Origin of the sequence: Parasphingomonas halimpatiens (genome assembly GCF_036663795.1) — a bacterium.
Taxonomy (GTDB): domain Bacteria; phylum Pseudomonadota; class Alphaproteobacteria; order Sphingomonadales; family Sphingomonadaceae; genus Sphingomonas.
Window position 1 is genome coordinate 1 of sequence record NZ_JAXOJP010000038.1, and the last position, 14,913, is coordinate 14,913.

General features: G+C 64.5%; 18 protein-coding genes, 1 tRNA gene and 2 pseudogenes. 10 read left to right on the forward strand and 11 right to left on the reverse strand.

Going from position 1 to position 14,913, the window contains the following annotated elements; genetic code table 11:
- The 3 genes and pseudogenes from U1839_RS23010 to U1839_RS23020 all read left to right on the forward strand — a co-directional run.
- Positions 1 to 94, forward strand: a pseudogene (locus U1839_RS23010) (IS5/IS1182 family transposase); the annotation flags it as partial.
- Between the two features lie 401 nt (positions 95 to 495).
- The gene (locus tag U1839_RS23015; protein WP_332805913.1) at positions 496 to 825 is read left to right on the forward strand and encodes a DUF6968 family protein; all 330 of its coding nucleotides are present in this window, start codon (positions 496 to 498) and stop codon (positions 823 to 825) included.
- Positions 826 to 987: 162 nt separating this feature from the next.
- Positions 988 to 1,326: pseudogene (locus tag U1839_RS23020) on the forward strand (DUF3470 domain-containing protein); the annotation flags it as partial.
- 237 nt (positions 1,327 to 1,563) lie between these two features.
- On the opposite strand, the gene U1839_RS23025 reads toward U1839_RS23020, so the two are convergent.
- Positions 1,564 to 2,130: an RBBP9/YdeN family alpha/beta hydrolase gene (locus U1839_RS23025; RefSeq protein ID WP_332805914.1), complete on the reverse strand. Its 567-nt coding sequence runs from the start codon at positions 2,128 to 2,130 to the stop codon at positions 1,564 to 1,566.
- Between the two features lie 211 nt (positions 2,131 to 2,341).
- Here U1839_RS23025 and U1839_RS23030 point away from each other — a divergent pair, with 211 nt between their 5' ends.
- Positions 2,342 to 3,247: an enoyl-CoA hydratase-related protein gene (locus tag U1839_RS23030; RefSeq protein ID WP_332805915.1), complete on the forward strand. Its 906-nt coding sequence runs from the start codon at positions 2,342 to 2,344 to the stop codon at positions 3,245 to 3,247.
- 249 nt (positions 3,248 to 3,496) lie between these two features.
- On the opposite strand, the gene U1839_RS23035 is transcribed toward U1839_RS23030, so the two are convergent.
- The 6 genes from U1839_RS23035 to yajC form a co-directional block, all read right to left on the reverse strand.
- A complete protein-coding gene (locus U1839_RS23035; RefSeq protein WP_332805916.1) occupies positions 3,497 to 4,687 on the reverse strand; it encodes a DUF3089 domain-containing protein in 1,191 nt (396 codons plus the stop codon).
- Positions 4,688 to 4,762: 75 nt separating this feature from the next.
- Positions 4,763 to 5,236 carry a low molecular weight protein-tyrosine-phosphatase gene (locus U1839_RS23040; RefSeq protein ID WP_332805917.1) on the reverse strand — a complete coding sequence of 158 codons (474 nt, stop codon included), beginning with the start codon at positions 5,234 to 5,236 and terminating at the stop codon, positions 4,763 to 4,765.
- A gap of 85 nt (positions 5,237 to 5,321) precedes the next feature.
- Positions 5,322 to 5,690 carry an MTH938/NDUFAF3 family protein gene (locus U1839_RS23045; RefSeq protein WP_332805918.1) on the reverse strand — a complete coding sequence of 123 codons (369 nt, stop codon included), beginning with the start codon at positions 5,688 to 5,690 and terminating at the stop codon, positions 5,322 to 5,324.
- 172 nt (positions 5,691 to 5,862) lie between these two features.
- Positions 5,863 to 6,834 (reverse strand): protein translocase subunit SecF, encoded by a 972-nt coding sequence (gene secF, locus U1839_RS23050; protein WP_332805919.1) that lies wholly within the window; start codon positions 6,832 to 6,834, stop codon positions 5,863 to 5,865.
- 15 nt (positions 6,835 to 6,849) lie between these two features.
- On the reverse strand, positions 6,850 to 8,436 hold the full coding sequence (gene secD, locus U1839_RS23055) for a protein translocase subunit SecD (RefSeq protein WP_332805920.1): 1,587 nt from the start codon (positions 8,434 to 8,436) through the stop codon (positions 6,850 to 6,852).
- Positions 8,437 to 8,440: 4 nt separating this feature from the next.
- Positions 8,441 to 8,779: a preprotein translocase subunit YajC gene (gene yajC / locus U1839_RS23060; protein WP_332805921.1), complete on the reverse strand. Its 339-nt coding sequence runs from the start codon at positions 8,777 to 8,779 to the stop codon at positions 8,441 to 8,443.
- Between the two features lie 159 nt (positions 8,780 to 8,938).
- Here yajC and U1839_RS23065 point away from each other — a divergent pair.
- Positions 8,939 to 9,015: transfer RNA gene (locus U1839_RS23065), tRNA-Pro, on the forward strand.
- Positions 9,016 to 9,217: 202 nt separating this feature from the next.
- The gene (locus U1839_RS23070; protein WP_332805922.1) at positions 9,218 to 10,453 is read left to right on the forward strand and encodes a tyrosine-type recombinase/integrase; all 1,236 of its coding nucleotides are present in this window, start codon (positions 9,218 to 9,220) and stop codon (positions 10,451 to 10,453) included.
- Positions 10,454 to 10,690: 237 nt separating this feature from the next.
- On the opposite strand, the gene U1839_RS23075 is transcribed toward U1839_RS23070, so the two are convergent.
- Positions 10,691 to 10,900, reverse strand: coding sequence for a helix-turn-helix transcriptional regulator (locus U1839_RS23075; protein WP_332805923.1), 210 nt, complete (start codon positions 10,898 to 10,900; stop codon positions 10,691 to 10,693).
- A gap of 329 nt (positions 10,901 to 11,229) precedes the next feature.
- On the opposite strand from U1839_RS23075, the gene U1839_RS23080 reads away from it, so the two are divergent.
- The 4 genes from U1839_RS23080 (at position 11,230) to U1839_RS23095 (ending at position 13,657) form a co-directional block, all read left to right on the forward strand.
- Positions 11,230 to 11,631 carry a hypothetical protein gene (locus tag U1839_RS23080; protein WP_443030656.1) on the forward strand — a complete coding sequence of 134 codons (402 nt, stop codon included), beginning with the start codon at positions 11,230 to 11,232 and terminating at the stop codon, positions 11,629 to 11,631.
- A gap of 373 nt (positions 11,632 to 12,004) precedes the next feature.
- Entirely contained in the window at positions 12,005 to 12,328 is a 324-nt protein-coding gene (locus U1839_RS23085) for a DUF736 domain-containing protein (RefSeq protein ID WP_332805924.1), read from the forward strand.
- 62 nt (positions 12,329 to 12,390) lie between these two features.
- On the forward strand, positions 12,391 to 12,603 hold the full coding sequence (locus U1839_RS23090; protein ID WP_332805925.1) for a sigma factor-like helix-turn-helix DNA-binding protein: 213 nt from the start codon (positions 12,391 to 12,393) through the stop codon (positions 12,601 to 12,603).
- A gap of 151 nt (positions 12,604 to 12,754) precedes the next feature.
- Positions 12,755 to 13,657 (forward strand): HEPN domain-containing protein, encoded by a 903-nt coding sequence (locus U1839_RS23095; RefSeq protein WP_332805926.1) that lies wholly within the window; start codon positions 12,755 to 12,757, stop codon positions 13,655 to 13,657.
- Between the two features lie 57 nt (positions 13,658 to 13,714).
- On the opposite strand, the gene U1839_RS23100 is transcribed toward U1839_RS23095, so the two are convergent.
- The 3 genes from U1839_RS23100 to U1839_RS23110 form a co-directional block, all read right to left on the reverse strand.
- The gene (locus tag U1839_RS23100) at positions 13,715 to 14,212 is read right to left on the reverse strand and encodes a Ros/MucR family transcriptional regulator (protein WP_332805949.1); all 498 of its coding nucleotides are present in this window, start codon (positions 14,210 to 14,212) and stop codon (positions 13,715 to 13,717) included.
- A 112-nt stretch (positions 14,213 to 14,324) separates the two neighbouring features.
- The gene (locus tag U1839_RS23105; RefSeq protein ID WP_332805927.1) at positions 14,325 to 14,552 is read right to left on the reverse strand and encodes a conjugal transfer protein TraD; all 228 of its coding nucleotides are present in this window, start codon (positions 14,550 to 14,552) and stop codon (positions 14,325 to 14,327) included.
- A gap of 1 nt (position 14,553) precedes the next feature.
- On the reverse strand, positions 14,554 to 14,880 hold the full coding sequence (locus U1839_RS23110) for a conjugal transfer protein TraD (protein WP_332805928.1): 327 nt from the start codon (positions 14,878 to 14,880) through the stop codon (positions 14,554 to 14,556).
- Positions 14,881 to 14,913: the final 33 nt, after the last annotated feature.

A 14,913-nucleotide genomic window follows, 5' to 3' on the forward strand; every position in this document is an offset into this window, starting at 1 on the left:
CTGGGAACGATCCATCGAAAGCTCGACCGCATGGGCAACCATCGCCAGCATCCGCATGATCACCCGCAGAATCGCAAGAGTCTCAATCAGTTGAGAAACTTTTGAATCAGGCTCTCAAGTGTCGGGAGTCGACGAAGTGGAAGCGGTGCAAATTTGGATCGAAACTCTGCGCAGCGAGCGCCCATTTGCGCGAGCTTCCGTATATCTCGCAAAATCGGTTGGGGCGGGTGCGACGAATTATCCGCCAGTCGCAATAAGCGGCGTCTCCAACGTGTGGTGCATTACGGGAAGCTGCGGCGGTGACTTTATGCTTGCGGATATTATCGAAACCGTTCCTTCCGCGAACGGCGGCAGCTAATCACCACTTTTCCTCGTTCCGGCACCGTCGATTGACGCGACCCGCCTGATAGCCGAGCAGCAGCCATGGAGTCGGAAAGCTGCCCGGCGGCAAGCGCCCCATTTGCCGTCGTTCGCTCGCCGTGCCAAAAATGACAAATGAGCCGCGAACCTTTCATCGAGCGCAGCTATGAGAGCGGCGCTGACATCATCACAGTCCGTTTCCTCCAGCCGGCCTTAGCTCCCGGCGGTGAGTATCAATGCAAATGGGCAGTCCAGTGGCCCGGTCGCGTTCAGCAAAGCTACTCATGCGGTGTCGATGGTGTCCAATCGTTGATGCTGGCGATGAAATTCGTTCATTCCGAGCTTATGGAAAGCGATCTCTACAAAGCAGGAAACCTGACCTACTTTGACGAGTATGATTTGGATCTTCCGCTCGGCTACGGCAACGGTCAGCTTTATGATCCACCCGAATCGAGCGGCACCTAGGCACCAGTTTCCGCGTTCCGGCGCCGTCGGTCGATGCGACCAGCCTGAAAGTGAGGCGACAGGTTTCGGATCGAAAACCTGCCCGCCAACGAGCGCCCCACTAGCGGGCGTTCGGCGATCATGTAGAGCTCCCGAAGTCGTAAAGATTGGCGGGGAAGTCGGATGCCGGGCGTTGTCACTGATGCATGCATCAAGTGCAAACACATGGATTGCGTCGAAGTGTGCCCGGTCGATGCATTTTACGAGGGCGAGAACATGCTTGTCATCAATCCGCTCGAATGCGTCGATTGCGGATGCTGCATCGAAGAATGCCCGGTCGACGCGATCGCGTTCGATACCGATATCATCGCAAAGCCGCGGATCGAGCTGAATGCGACTTATGCCAAGCTTTGGCCGAACGTCACCTTCGACGGCGGACAGACGCCGGACGATGCCGATCAATTCCACGCCTTGGCGAACAAGTTCGACACCTATTTTTCGCCGCTGGCCGGGAAAGGCGATGTGGGCCGCCCGACCCGCGCGCACCAGAAACCATGTGCCCATGGTCATAACGAGAGCTTGCTGCGGCGCTTGATGCGGAAGCTCTCGGGTCTCTGGGCCTAGCCATTTTGCCTGCTACCTGCCGCGCCCTTCGTTTCTACCGAACACAACCACGACGGAACGTCGCGTGGATCGCGGCAACGGCTATGTCCGACGGCGGCGCGGCAGTTTCAAACCGTCCCGCTCAAGCGCCGACCCCTACGCAGCCGACCGCTGCCGCTTCCCCGCCACCTGCGCCGCCGCGACCAGCGCGGCCGGGGCGCTGTCGCCCCTGCACCACGCCGCCGGCACGGCGTCGGCGTCGGTGAAGTCGCTGCCCCAGATATCGGCCAGTTCGAGCACCCGTGCAATCGCCAGCGAGGCGCGCGTGTCGATCACGGCGGAGCGGAATGGCAGGCGCACCGACGGGCTCGGCTGGAGGTTGCGCAGGAGCGGTGCCTGGTGCGAGGCGAAGGCCAGCGGCGCGAACAGGCAGGTGCCGGCGATATTCTCGACATAACGCCGCGGCGAAAGCTGCGCCCAGCGCGCGATCGCCAGGCACGCCAGCCCCTCGGCCACCAGTAAAGTCGGCTCGCTTGCCGCGCGCACCGCGTCGTCGAGCTGCAGCGCCCATAGTCCGCGATGCGGGTTGGCATCCATGTCGAGCGTCAGCCGGCGGGCGTTGGCGGTCGCGGGCGGCGACCAGTGGCGCGGCCCGTCGCTGGCCAGCGATACGATCATGACGGGGCGTGCGTGGATCACATCATCGTTCAGCAAATCGGTCATAACCGCTCCGCTTCGTTCATCAGGTATCGGCGGATTCGCCCGCCTGCGACTCGTCATGCCTGATCGTGCGAGGCTATTCCCAGTTCCGCCATGGACAATAGCGCTGCGCCGAAGGGAGGTCGGCGTGCGCCCAATCGCCGGCCAAATCGCGGGCTTGCGCGGGGCTGCGAAAATGCCGACGCTCGCGCGAAAGGTCCGGGGAGAAATGCACATGGCGTTCGAAACGATTCTGGTCGATGTCGAGGGCGGCATCCTGACCATCACGCTCCACCGCCCTGATCGGATGAACGCCTTCACCCCGCTGATGATGCGCGAGATGGTCGCCGCCTTCGACCAGGCCGATGCCGATGATGCGGTGCGCGCGGTGATCGTCACCGGTAGCGGCGAGCGTGCCTTCTGCGCCGGCGCGGATCTCGGCGCCGGCGCGGCGACTTTCGATTACAAGGACCGCGCCGACCGCTTCGACCTCGGCTCGCCGCTGCGCGACGATGGCAGCGTCGACCTGTCGCACCCCGGCGCGCGCGACAATGGCGGGCGGCTGACCTTGCGCATCTTCAACTGCCGCAAGCCAGTGATCGGCGCGATCAACGGCGCGGCGGTCGGCATCGGCGCGACGATGCTACTGCCGATGGACTTCCGTCTCGCCAGTACCAGCGCGCGTTTCGGCTTCGTCTTCGCGCGGCGCGGCATCGTGCCCGAGGCGGCGTCGAGCTGGTTCCTGCCGCGCCTCGTCGGCATCGAGACCGCGCTCGAATGGTGCTATTCGGGCAACGTGTTCGGCGCTGACGAAGCGCATGACAAGAAGCTGGTCCGCGCGCTCCACGCGCCCGAGGATCTGCTCCCCGCCGCGCGCGCGTTGGCACTCGAGTTGACGGCGGACTCGGCCCCCGTCTCGGTCGCGCTGACCCGCCAGATGCTGTGGCGCATGCTCGGCGCCGCGCACCCGATGGAGGCGCACCGCATCGACAGCCGCATGATTTGGGCGCGCGGCGCCGCGTCCGATGCCGCCGAGGGGATCGCCTCGTTCCTCGAAAAACGCCCGGCGCCTTTCGTCGATTCCGTCAGCGCCGGACTGCCGCACGCGGCGGAATATTTCGAGGATCCGGATTATTTCTGAGCAACGGCGTGATTCACATCGGCGGCGCGGGCGGCATGGTGCTGCCGCGCGCGCCGCGTGCCGGCTCTTTGACTTGGTCGATCAGGAAAACCGCCCGCCCGTTCCGGGCGCGCCGGGCGTCCGGCCGAAAAAATGTCATGGCAGGGAATTGGCAGGGAAACCGGCAGGGAAAACCGCGCGACGCGTCACACCGCGTCTCGCATGATCTGTTAATGCCGCAGCCCCTGAAGGAGAGGGGCTTGCGTCATCTCACCGCTTCTTCAGCCACGCCCGCGCCTGCCGGTCGCTCAGCGCGACGAGGTTGCCCATCTCGACCGGCATGTCGATCAGGTGCAGCCCCCAGTCCTTCAGCGTCACGCCGCCCAGCACCACGTCGCCGACGATCGTGTCGGTGCGCGGGTCGGCCGGGTCGGCGTTGACCGTCACGGCGAGATAATGCGCTGCACCGGTCGTCGTGCATTCGGCCGAGATCAGCCCCGGCACCTTGACGAACGCCGTCGTCACCGGCGCGGCGTCCCTGGTCCATGGCCCCATCGGCAGGCTGGCGAGTCCGGCACCGCGCGCGCCGAGATAGGCGTCGGTCACCGCCCGGCCACCGACCAGCGCCGCCGGGTTGACGCAGGCCGCGACCATCCCCGGCTGCGGCACGGTGCCGAAGCGGCTGTTGGCCGGCGGCGGCGCATCGGCACGGAAGGTGACATAGCTGACGACGCAGCCGGTCTGCTCGGCCGTCTGGCACAAAGGCGTGCTCTTCAGGTCGCCGCCGACCACCGCGCCGGCCGGCACCGCGACATTGGTCCCCGGGATCATCGCCGAGATCAGCAGCTTCGCCGCCGGCGTCCCCTCGATCGCCCCGGCGAGCAGCGCCTTGATGATGCCCGATCCCTGGCTGTGCCCGATCAGCACCACGCCGCGCCCGTGATTGTCGCGCCTGAGATAATCCTCCCACGCCGCCTTGACGTCGCCATAGGCCATCGCGCGATCCGCCGTGACGGCCTTGCCCTCCAGGAGCGCGCGCAGCGCGCTCAGCGTGACCTGGCGGTACATCGGCGCGAACACGCGGCAATGCTGGGTGAAGCGCGCCGCCTGGCTCGCCGCCACCGCGCTCTCCTCCGGCCCGACCGTCATGTCGCTGTTGGGCGTCGGGTCGAGCGAGACCGTCGGATAGACGTAGAAGCAGTCAAAGGCCGGCTTGCGGTCGGCGACGAAGGTTTCGATCGTCCGCGTGCCGTCGGAGGCAATCACCGTTGCGTCCTGGTTCGACGCACAGGCATCGGCGCGGCCGGGCCGGCACAGCCAGCTCGCATCCTGGCGGTAATCGGGCGCCGGCGAGGGGCTGGCCGCGGCGGCTGCTACCGCGGCCGGTGGGGCCGGCGGCGGCGTTTGCGCGATGGCGGGCAGGGGAGTGGCCATCACGCCAAGGGCAACCAGCAGCTTCATTCACGCTCTCCTGCACGTTCGTTTTGCGGGCAGGATAGCGCGCTTGGCAGCGATGATAAGCCCCTTCGCGGTCGTTTAGCCCTGCAGCCGCGTAATCAGCGCGCAGGCAGCCGCGTGGACGTCGTGCCACGCCTTGTCGAACCCCGCCGCGGTGCCGAAATACGGGTCGGCCACGCCCTCGCCCGCGCGCCCGGGCAGCAGGTCGAGCAGCAGCGCCAGCTCGGCCCGTGCATCGCCCGGTGCCAGCCGCCGCAGCGTGGCGAGATTGTTCGGGTCGAGCGCGAAGATATGCGTGAAGCGCGCAAAGTCCGCCACCGTCACCTGCCGCGCGCGATAACCGGCAATGTCGATGCCATGGCGCAGCGCGACCGCCTGCGCGCGGCGGTCGGGCGCCTTGCCGCTATGCCAGTCGCCGGTCCCGGCCGAATCCACCGTGATGGCAAGGCCCGCGCGGTCGGCCTCGGCCCGCAGCGCGGCCTCGGCGAGCGGCGAGCGGCAGATATTGCCGAGACACACGAACAGGATGGCGGGCGGTGTTGGTGCGGTCATGGGGCGGCGTCTAGCAGCATTGTTCGCTGATATGGAACAGCATCGCGCTTCGGTGACTGATCTACCGGGCTCGCGCGACCTAGCCTCAGAACGGGTAAAGCGCCCCCGCGATCCAGCGCCCCTCGCCGCGCAGCACCGCCCAGGCGCGTGCCGCCGCGCGGCTGTCCATCGCCTCGACGCCGATACCGCGCGCCTCGATTGCGTTGATCAGGGCAGGGGCGGGACGGACCAGCGCCGCGCCAGTGCCGAGCACGATGAATTCGGGAATCGGGTCGATCGTCAGGATCGGCAGCAGATCATCGACCGTCAGCGCGTCGAGCGTTGGCGGGGCCCAGCCATCGGCGCGCAGCGGCGTGATCAGCAGCGCGCGATAGACATTGTCGTCGATCCTGAACCCGCCGCCCGAAAAGCCCGAGACGATCGGCCCGGTGGCGTCGGAACGGTCCATTCTCATAATTGCCCCTCCCCTTCAGGAGTGGCAGGTCGGTCATGCCCCCGGCATGACCTGAATGGCGCGGGGCGCCGTTCACCTGCCGCTGGGTTGGGGTGGGGCAGTGCGGCGCGCGCATCATATGCGGAGAGGCCCCACCCCCAACCCCTCCCCTGAAGGGGAGGGGTTGAGAAGGTCACGGAATGTCCTTGTACGACACCTTGCCCGCCTTGCCCGCCGGCGCGGCCTTCGCCTCGACCTCGGGGTCGGCGCGCAGGCCGAGCGTGATGAGCAGCGACGACGACACGTAGATCGACGAATAGGTCCCGACGATGATGCCCAGGATCATCGCTGCGGTGAAACCACGCAGCACATGCCCGCCGAACAGTAGCATCGCGAGCAGCGCGAGCAGGATCGTCAGCGAGGTCATCACCGTCCGGGGCAGCGTCTCGTTGACCGACAGGTCGATGATTCCCGGCATCTCCATCTTGCGGTAGCGCCGCATATTCTCGCGGATGCGGTCGTCGATCACGATCTTGTCGTTGATCGAATAACCGATGATCGTCAGCACGGCGGCGACGATCGTCAGATCGACCTCCATGTGCGTCACCGCGAAGAAACCCAGCGTCATCAACAGATCGTGGATGATCGCGACCACGGTCGAAATGCCGAACTGCCATTCGAAGCGGAAGATCGCGAACAGGCCGATGCCGAGAATGGCGAGGCCGACGGCGACGCCGCCACTCCACAGCAATTCGCCCGACACCTTGCCCGTTACCGCGTCTTGCTTGGACAGCTTGGCGCCGGGGAAATTCTGCTCGAGCGCCGTCGTCACCGTATCGACGATCTTGTTGGTCGCGCTCGGGTCGGTGCTGTCGGGGCGCGGCAGGCGGATCGACAGCGAGGTGCCGTCGCCGATCTGCTGCAGCGAGGACTGGCCGACGCCGAGCCGGTCGACCACGCTGCGAACCTTCTCGACGTCCGGCGCGGCGCTGAACTTTTCCTCGATCATGATGCCGCCGACAAAGTCGACGCCGAGGTTGAGCCCGCGCGCGAACACCATCGCCACCGCGGCGAGGCTCAGCAGCAGGGTGAGGCCGAACGCCCAGTATCGCAGCGAGACGAAGCCGAGATTGGTATTGTCGGGGACGATTTTCAGCAGGCGCATGTCAGTATCCGCCGATCAAATGTTGATGTCGCTCGGCCGGTTCCGGCGGAGCCAGATCGCGACGAGCATGCGCGTGAAGGTGACGGCGGTGAACACCGAGGTGACGATGCCGATCAGCAGCACGATGGCGAAGCCCTTGATCGGCCCCGACCCCATGATCAGCATGATCAGTGCCGAGATGGCGTGCGTCGCATTGGCCTCGAAGATCGTCCGGCTCGCTTCCTTGTAGCCGAGCTCGACCGCCTGGACGACGTTGCGCCCGCGCCGTCGCTCCTCGCGGATGCGCTCGTAGATCAGCACGTTGGCGTCGACCGCGGTGCCGATCGTCAGCACGAAGCCGGCGATGCCCGGCAGCGTCAGCGTGCCGCCGATCAGCGCCATGAAGCCGAGGATCACCACCACGTTGATGACCACCGCGAGGTTGGCGTACAGCCCGAAGCGGCCATAGGTCACGAACATGAACAGCACGACCGCGACGACCGCGATGATCGAAGCGGTGATGCCGGCGCGGATCGAGTCCTGGCCAAGTTCGGAGCCGACGGTGCGTTCGTCGACCGGCTTCAGCGGGATCGACAGCGCGCCCGACCGCAGCTCGATCGCCAGCTGGTTGGCGGTTTCGACCGTGAAGCTGCCCTCGATATAACCGCTGCCGCCCGGGATCGGCCCGTTGATGCGCGGCGCCGAGATCACGATATTGTCGAGCACCACGGCAAAGCGCTTGCCGAGATTGTCCTGCGTGATGTGCGCGAAGATCCGGCCGCCCTGGCTGTTGAAGGTGAAGTTGACGATCGGGCTATTGTCTTCCTGCTTGAAGCCCTGGCTGGCGTCGGTCAGCTGGTCGCCGCTCAGGATCGCGCGCCGTGTCACCAGGATGCTGCCGGCGGGGCGGCCATTTTCCTGATAGGGCAATATCTGTGTGCCGATCGGCGCGACCTGGCCGGGCGCCAGCACACGGTCGTCGACCATCTTGAATTCGAGCTTGGCGGTCTTGCCGAGCAGTTCCTTGAGCGCCTTGGGGTTGTTGAAGCCGGGGACCTGCACGACGATGCGGCTGGCGCCCTGGCGGACGATCGTCGGCTCCTTGGTGCCGAGCGCGTCGATGCGCTTGCGCACCACCTCGGTCGCGGTGTTCATCGCGGTGTCGAGCGCCTGGTTGGTGCCCGCCGTGGTCGGCTTGACGACGAAGCGCGTCGAATCGACCACGCTGATGTCCCAGTCGCGCTGCCCGGTCATCCCCGCGCCGGTGGTCAGCTTGTTGAGCACCTCGCGTGCCGCATCGACCTGGCCTGCATCGCGCACGAAGAAGCTCAGTTGGCCCCCTGCGTTGGAAATCTCGCCGATCGCGATCTTCGGGTTGGCGCCGGACAGCTCGTTGACGATGCGGTCCTGCATCGTCGCGAGCCGCGACTGCACCAGGTCGTTGGTGTCGGCCTCAAGCAGCAGATAGCTGCCGCCGGCGAGATCGAGCCCCAGCGCGACGCGCGGGTGGACCGGCCAGTTTCTGGTCTGGCTTTCGGGGAAGAAGCTCGGCACGGCGAGCAGCATCAGGGCGACCAGCGCCCCGACGATCGAGATTATCTTCCAGCGCGGGAAATCGAGCATCGGATCAATCGTTCGCCGGCTTGGACCCGAGCGGGGTCACCTCGGCGATCGTCGCCTTGACCACGCGCACCTTCACGCCGTTCGAGATCTCGACCTCGACCACGGCGTCCTCGACCTTGGTCACCTTGCCCATCAGGCCGCCCGCCGTGACGACCGAATCGCCCTTCTTGACCGCCAGAATCGCGGTCTGGTGCAGCTTCTGGCGCTGCTGCTGCGGGCGCAGGATCAGCAACCAGAAGAGCGGGATGATCATCAGGGGCAACCCAAAGGTGCTGAGGATCGCGCCGATTCCGCCGTTGGCGGTGGCGCCGGCGGCCTGGGCATAAGCTGGTGAGACGAACATGGCTGTCCTGAATGACGGGGATGACGGAGACGAAAGCCCCCGCCTTGTAAGCGGCGCGCGCTACCATCATCGGCACGCACGCGCAACACGATGTGCCGCACCGCCCGCCGCAGCGCTCTTGCATCCGCCGAACGAGCGGCCTAGAGGCGCCCCCTCGGTCGGGGCGTAGCGCAGCCTGGTAGCGCATCACACTGGGGGTGTGGGGGTCGCAGGTTCGAATCCTGTCGCCCCGACCAAATCGCTTTCCGAGGAGGCTTCAGGGCCTCCTCCAGCGTCTCACTCTCCCAATCATAATCATTTGATTCCAAGCATTTAGTGTCCCGCTCCATCCCAGGGGCTGGCCTTGCATCGCATCCGATTTATAGCCAGTTTGTTGGTACAACCAACACTGAACCAACACTTTTACCAACAAAGTGTCTGGTGCCGGAGTAGCGCTCGATGTTGACCGATATCGCCCTCAAGAACCTGAAGCCGGAGGCCAAGCCGTACAAGCGGTCAGACGGCGGGGGTCTCTTCGTCCTAGTTCAGCCAAACGGCCGCAAGTCCTGGAACATGGCCTGCCGAATAGAAGGAAGGCAGAAGTTCCGGACGGGCGGTACCTACCCCGAAATCGGCTTGCGTGAGGCACGAAGCTGGCGCGAGACTGTCAAAGCCCAACTTGTACTCGGGATAAAGCCGACCGCGCCCCTGCAGGCAGGGGCGAAGGCAGGCGGCGTGGCGGCAGACGACAGCTTCGAGGCGGTCGCCCTGGAATGGTATGAAACCCGCCTGCTGGGTTGGTCTCCGCGTTATGCTGGCGTGATCATGAGGCGGATGAAGGCGGACATCTTTCCCGTCATCGGGCGCGAACCGATCGGCAGTATCACACCGCGCCAGATGCTTGATGCGCTGCGGGAGATCGAGAAGCGCGGATCAATCGAAATGGCGCACCGCATAAAGAACCATTGCAGTGAGGTGTTTCGATACGCGATCCCGGATGGCCGTTGCCCGAGCGATCCCTGCCGTGATCTCGCTCCTGCCATGGCCAAGCCGAAACCAGTCCAGCATCTCGCTAAGGTCGCGATCAAGGATCTGCCTGCATTCTTCGTGAAGCTGAACAAGGATGGTGGCGATCGGCTCAGCCATCTGGCGCTGCGCTGGACCATTTTGACGATGGTGCGGACGCAGGAAACGCGTTTTGCCGAATGGTCTGAATTTGAAGGGCTGGATACCTCGGAGCCGCTCTGGCGGATCCCGCCGGAGCGTATGAAGATGCGGTCTGAGCACGTCGTACCGATACCACCGCAAGGGGTGGTGTTGCTCGATGAGATCCGGCGGTCCAATCGCTACCTTGCCGCCGGCAACATGAAGTTTGGGCGCTATCTTTTTCCGGTCATCAACTCGAAGACATCGACGATCAGCGAGAACCGCATGCTCGACATCATGTACCGCATAGGGTTGCGCGGCAAAGCTACGGTGCACGGCTTTCGGGGCCTTGCCAGCACGGTCCTCAATGAAAGTGGACTCTTCGAGCCGGACTGGATCGAGCATCAGCTTGCTCATACGCCGCGCGGCGTGCGTGCGGCTTACAACTCGGCGCGCTACCTCTCCCATCGGCGCAAGATGATGGAGTGGTGGGCCGACTACCTCACCGCGGCCGAGCAACGCGGCTTGAAGGGCGACGCCAACTGCTGATCATCGCGCGGCACGTCTCGTCGCTCGGCCTCGGTCGTTGACGACCCGGGAAGGAGCGGGGCTGAGGTCGTGCGCTGCCGACGCAGGCTTACGGCAGAGTCCGGCGCCTTACGATGAGGGCCCCGCGGGCTCGCCGACGCCGGCAGGCGACGCCGGAGAACCCGTCTTTGTGGGTGCGGCGCCGAGGCGCCGCAGGTCAGTGCCGCCGCGCTAGGCGCGGCCCCTTGTTGCGAGGGGCTATCGCCCCTCTTCGGCGGAATAGAACATCGGATTGCGCAGCCAGGCCTCGACCGCTGACTCGCGCCATCCGACGCAGCGCTGGGAGATCCTGACCTGTCGGGGGAACGTGCCCTGGTCGACCTTGCGGTACATGGTAGACCGGCTGAGCCCGGTGCGTTTGAGTACGGCCCTAAGGCGGATGATGCAGTCCTGCGGCTCTGTTGTCATTGGGGTGTTCCTGTATCCAGTGCGTCGTTTTGCTCCCCATTCGAGTGACTTGAGACGGCGATTCCGATTGATCAAGAGCGTGGGATTCGACCTGAGCGCACTCTGGCGCAAGCCGGAGAATTATGGCGCGACACGGCGGCATAACGGCGCCGGAAATAATTTTCCGGAAGCGAATAAACTTCCGCATTTGCTGCCCGCGGGCTCGTGCCCAACCACCGGAGCGTTCGTTGGAGCCGCGGTGGAGGGGAGTGAGAGGGCCGCCTAGGGGCGTCGTGACGGGCTGAGCGCCGGGAGAGAGTTTCCCAGCCGGCCGGTCACGGAGACCTCATATGAACCTCGTTCCTTCCTCAGCCGGTCCGCGCCACGATCCCACGCCGACGCGCGGCGCCTACAAGGTCGATATCTCGCGCGGCCAGAACATTGCCCGCGTCTCGTCGGAATGGTTCTCGCGTCCCGACGATGAGCGCTTCCTGTCGCTCACCGCGCTCCACGAGGCGGTCCTGGCCCGCGCCGAACGCGCGGTGGCTCGGACCGTCGACAGTCGTGCCGTGCGCGTCGAGACCAGCCGCGATGACGGAGAGCGGCTGCAGTTGATCGTGCCGGGTCGCGATGAACCTGTGTCCCCGACCCATTGGTCATTCGGCCAACTTTCGAGCCTGGTCGGCGCCCCATCGGGCTACCAGTGTGTCAGGCCTGATATGGTCGGTCCGCCAGAGACGATAGATGCCTGATTCGAGAATCATCGGCGATGCAGTTCTCCGGTCGGCTCGCCTGAAGCCCGGTTGTCGAGGAGAAGTACCCAGACAATCTGGCACTCCCTTCTCTTCATGCCTGTCGCAGATGCAGCACCTTCTATCGGACGCCCGTGTGGCCTCTCGATTGGCTGAGCTGATCGAAGGGCGGCTGCGCCTCGATCGCCTTGGGCGCAACCGCACGCCGATCACTTTCTTCCCCTGTGCTTCGCCCATTCCTCGCGAGGCAAGAAAGCGCTTGTCCTGCGGTCCTCCGCTTCGCTGCGGGCAATAGCTGCGCCGGCAATCACCTTCGCTCCTTCGCACGCCATCGAGGCCGCATCGGGCGGCTCGAAATCGAAGGAGAATGAACATGGCGAACATCGGCAGCTTCAAAAAGGTCGGCACCGAATATCACGGCGAGATCCTCACCCTCAGCGTCCAGGCGAAGAACGTCCGGATCGTGCCCGAAGAGAGCACCACGAACAACGCAGCACCCAGCCACCGCATCTTCGTCGGCCGCGCTGAAATCGGCGCCGCCTGGGCCAAGAAATCGGCGGAAGGTCGCGACTACCTCTCGGTCAAGATCGACGATCCGAGTTTCAACGCCCCGATCTTCGCCAACCTCTTCGATGACGAAGGCGCCGACACCAGCACCCTCATCTGGTCTCGCCCGCGGCGCGCCGCCAACGACTGACGGGAACGGCGCTCCGCCCGCATCGCCGGGCGGAGCGCCACCCCTCACTGGAGGACCAAGACATGAGTGAGGAATTATCTGACGCCGTCGTTCTCGAGCGCCTCGCCGAAGGGCTCAAGTCCATGCCGGCTTTACCGCGAGCGGTGTTTATCCGGCACCGGTTCGACGATGCCAGCTATCCCGAGATCGCGGCCGAACTGCGCATCACCGTTGCCGAGGTCGAAGGCAATATCGCGGCCGCAATCCTGCACCTCCACAGGGCCGTGTGGACGTGAGCCAACGGCCAACTTCCTGACCATTGGTGTCACAGCCGCTACGCGATCCTGCGATCGCACTCACAATAGGTTCGAAGTGAACATGGTTTTTCGGTGCCTCCCAGCTTTCTCGCTGGCGAGCGCGTGACCGTTCCGACTAGGATCAACGCCCATGCGCGATACGCTCGATCACCTTCCCACCTCCAAGCAGCGCGAGCTCGCGCACGTTGTGCGCGTATTGTTCGAGGAATTTGCGGAGGCGACCGCGCGCGCGACCCAGGCATGGAAGAAGAAGGGGCGCATCCTCAAGGTCGTGCTCTATGGTTCCTATGCCCGTGGCGACTGGGTCGACGATCCGGTTGGCGGCTACCAATCCGACTATGATATTCTCGTCGTAGTCACCGACGATCGGCTAACCGATGTGGTCGACTATTGGTCGGCCGCCGACGACCGGCTGATGCGCGACGTCACCATCAACCACGCGCTCTCCGCACCGGTCAATTTCATCGTTCACAGTCTCAACGACGTGAACAAGCAGCTCGAGCAAGGGCGACCGTTCTTCATCGATGTCGTCGAGCAAGGCGTTGCGCTGTACGAGGCCGAGGGGTTCCCGTTTGCCTCACCGCGGAAGCTGCCGGCCGCCAAAGCGCATGCCGAGGCGCAGAAACACTTTAGCTACTGGTTCGAACAAGCAGACAGCGCCAAGATGGGCGCGAATTTCTTCATCGAAAACCGGAAGGACCGTGACGCCGCATTCCTCCTACACCAGGCGGCGGAACGTCTCTATCACTGCACGATGTTGGTGCTGACCCTCTACAGCCCCAAGTCGCACAAGCTTAATTTCCTGCGCTCACACTGTGAGGAGATCGCGCCCAATCTGATCGCCGCGTGGCCGCGCGACGACAAATTCAGCCGGCGCTGTTTCGAACTGTTGCGACTGGCGTACGTCAACGCGCGATATTCGCCCCACTACAAGGTCAGCGACGAAGAGCTGACCTGGCTCGGCAACCATGTTGCCGAGCTCCAGGCATTGGTGAAGTCTGTCTGCGAACAGCGACTCGCCGAGGCCGCCTGAATTGCTAATCCGTACGGTCGGAGGCAGCAAGCGGTGCCTCCGACCGTGTAACGGTGATTAGGCGCTGGCCTTCGCGGCGCGCGGCTTGCGCGTCGGCGCGGCAGGCTTCGGGGCGACCGCTGCGCGCGCGGCGCGACCCTTCTGGCCAAGGCCGATCTTGTGCGCCATCGCGCGGCGCGCTTCCGAATAGCTTTCTGCAACCATCGGGTAATCGGTCTTGAGGTTGTAGCGCTCGCGATACTGCTCCGGCGTCAGGCCATGACCCGACAGATGACGCTTGAGCGTCTTGTACGGCTTGCCGTCGATCATCGAGATGATGTGATCCTTCGACGCGAGTGACTTTCTCGCGGTGACGGCCGGCGTGTATTCAGCGGTCGCTTCGTCAGCTGCCGGCGCGGGCGCTGCGGGCGATGCAAGATCGTTCACCGCCTGATGCATTTTTGCGAGAAACGCCGGCACTTCATCGGCATTGGCGCGCGTGTTTGGATTTGAGAGCCAGGCGATGGTGAGTTCCGTCGCAAGCTCAACAGCGTTGAGTGTGGTGTCGTCGGTCATGTGTTGGTGGATCCTGTCTTTCACGCCTGCGCAATGGGGGGAATGCAGACGGATGATTGCCGACATAGTCGAATGATCGTGTGCGTCCAGATGGCGATGTGGTGAACATTGTTCACGCTTCATCGCCCTGTGCAAATCCCCGCCTTCCGCGCCGCTGCCACAAGAGCAGCTGCTGGTCACGATTTTCGCTGCGAAGGCGGGCGGCAATATCGAGCAATGCACCATAAATGATCGCGCGATCGTCGCCGGTGAGTTCGACGATACCGGCCTTTGCAACGAGGCCGCCAAGCTCGATCAGGTGGCGCGTGCGTTCGCGGCGTTTCATGACCCAGGCGCGCATGTCAGTTCTGGCGCGGCTGGCTTCCAGCCGATGGCGTGCCACGATCGTTCTGCGCAGCGCGTTTATTGTCCTCACGACCGCCACTGCCAGTGTTGCCCCGTTCGCGCTGAAAGAATTCCGCGCCGCGTTTGCGCCAGGTCTCCTTCGCGCTCGTATCCTTGCTATCCGTTGCGGTCAGCAACAGGCCGGCAAGCTGTTCGATCGTCAGATTGTCAGCACCGGTCGCGATGACCAGGTCGCCGAACTGGTGGACTTTACGCTCCTTCAACTGTCGCGCTCGGTCGTTGAGGGCCTTCAGTTCGGCATCGAAATCGCGGGGTTTGCGCATTGGCTCATCCTCCTTTGCATGTTGAGGACGCAC

Excerpts from the sequence above, each read along its gene's own strand:
- yajC (WP_332805921.1), bottom strand. The coding sequence starts at position 8,779 with ATGTTCGTCTCACCAGCTTATGCCCAGGCCGCCGGCGCCACCGCCAAC.
- U1839_RS23030 (WP_332805915.1), top strand. The coding sequence starts at position 2,342 with ATGGCGTTCGAAACGATTCTGGTCGATGTCGAGGGCGGCATCCTGACC.
- U1839_RS23025 (WP_332805914.1), bottom strand. The coding sequence starts at position 2,130 with ATGACCGATTTGCTGAACGATGATGTGATCCACGCACGCCCCGTCATG.
- U1839_RS23075 (WP_332805923.1), bottom strand. The coding sequence starts at position 10,900 with ATGACAACAGAGCCGCAGGACTGCATCATCCGCCTTAGGGCCGTACTC.
- secD (WP_332805920.1), bottom strand. The coding sequence starts at position 8,436 with ATGCTCGATTTCCCGCGCTGGAAGATAATCTCGATCGTCGGGGCGCTG.
- U1839_RS23105 (WP_332805927.1), bottom strand. The coding sequence starts at position 14,552 with ATGCGCGCCTGGGTCATGAAACGCCGCGAACGCACGCGCCACCTGATC.
- U1839_RS23040 (WP_332805917.1), bottom strand. The coding sequence starts at position 5,236 with ATGACCGCACCAACACCGCCCGCCATCCTGTTCGTGTGTCTCGGCAAT.
- secF (WP_332805919.1), bottom strand. The coding sequence starts at position 6,834 with ATGCGCCTGCTGAAAATCGTCCCCGACAATACCAATCTCGGCTTCGTC.
- U1839_RS23015 (WP_332805913.1), top strand. The coding sequence starts at position 496 with ATGAGCCGCGAACCTTTCATCGAGCGCAGCTATGAGAGCGGCGCTGAC.
- U1839_RS23035 (WP_332805916.1), bottom strand. The coding sequence starts at position 4,687 with ATGAAGCTGCTGGTTGCCCTTGGCGTGATGGCCACTCCCCTGCCCGCC.
- U1839_RS23080 (WP_443030656.1), top strand. The coding sequence starts at position 11,230 with ATGAACCTCGTTCCTTCCTCAGCCGGTCCGCGCCACGATCCCACGCCG.
- U1839_RS23110 (WP_332805928.1), bottom strand. The coding sequence starts at position 14,880 with ATGCGCAAACCCCGCGATTTCGATGCCGAACTGAAGGCCCTCAACGAC.
- U1839_RS23070 (WP_332805922.1), top strand. The coding sequence starts at position 9,218 with ATGTTGACCGATATCGCCCTCAAGAACCTGAAGCCGGAGGCCAAGCCG.
- U1839_RS23045 (WP_332805918.1), bottom strand. The coding sequence starts at position 5,690 with ATGAGAATGGACCGTTCCGACGCCACCGGGCCGATCGTCTCGGGCTTT.
- U1839_RS23095 (WP_332805926.1), top strand. The coding sequence starts at position 12,755 with ATGCGCGATACGCTCGATCACCTTCCCACCTCCAAGCAGCGCGAGCTC.
- U1839_RS23090 (WP_332805925.1), top strand. The coding sequence starts at position 12,391 with ATGAGTGAGGAATTATCTGACGCCGTCGTTCTCGAGCGCCTCGCCGAA.
- U1839_RS23100 (WP_332805949.1), bottom strand. The coding sequence starts at position 14,212 with ATGACCGACGACACCACACTCAACGCTGTTGAGCTTGCGACGGAACTC.
- U1839_RS23085 (WP_332805924.1), top strand. The coding sequence starts at position 12,005 with ATGGCGAACATCGGCAGCTTCAAAAAGGTCGGCACCGAATATCACGGC.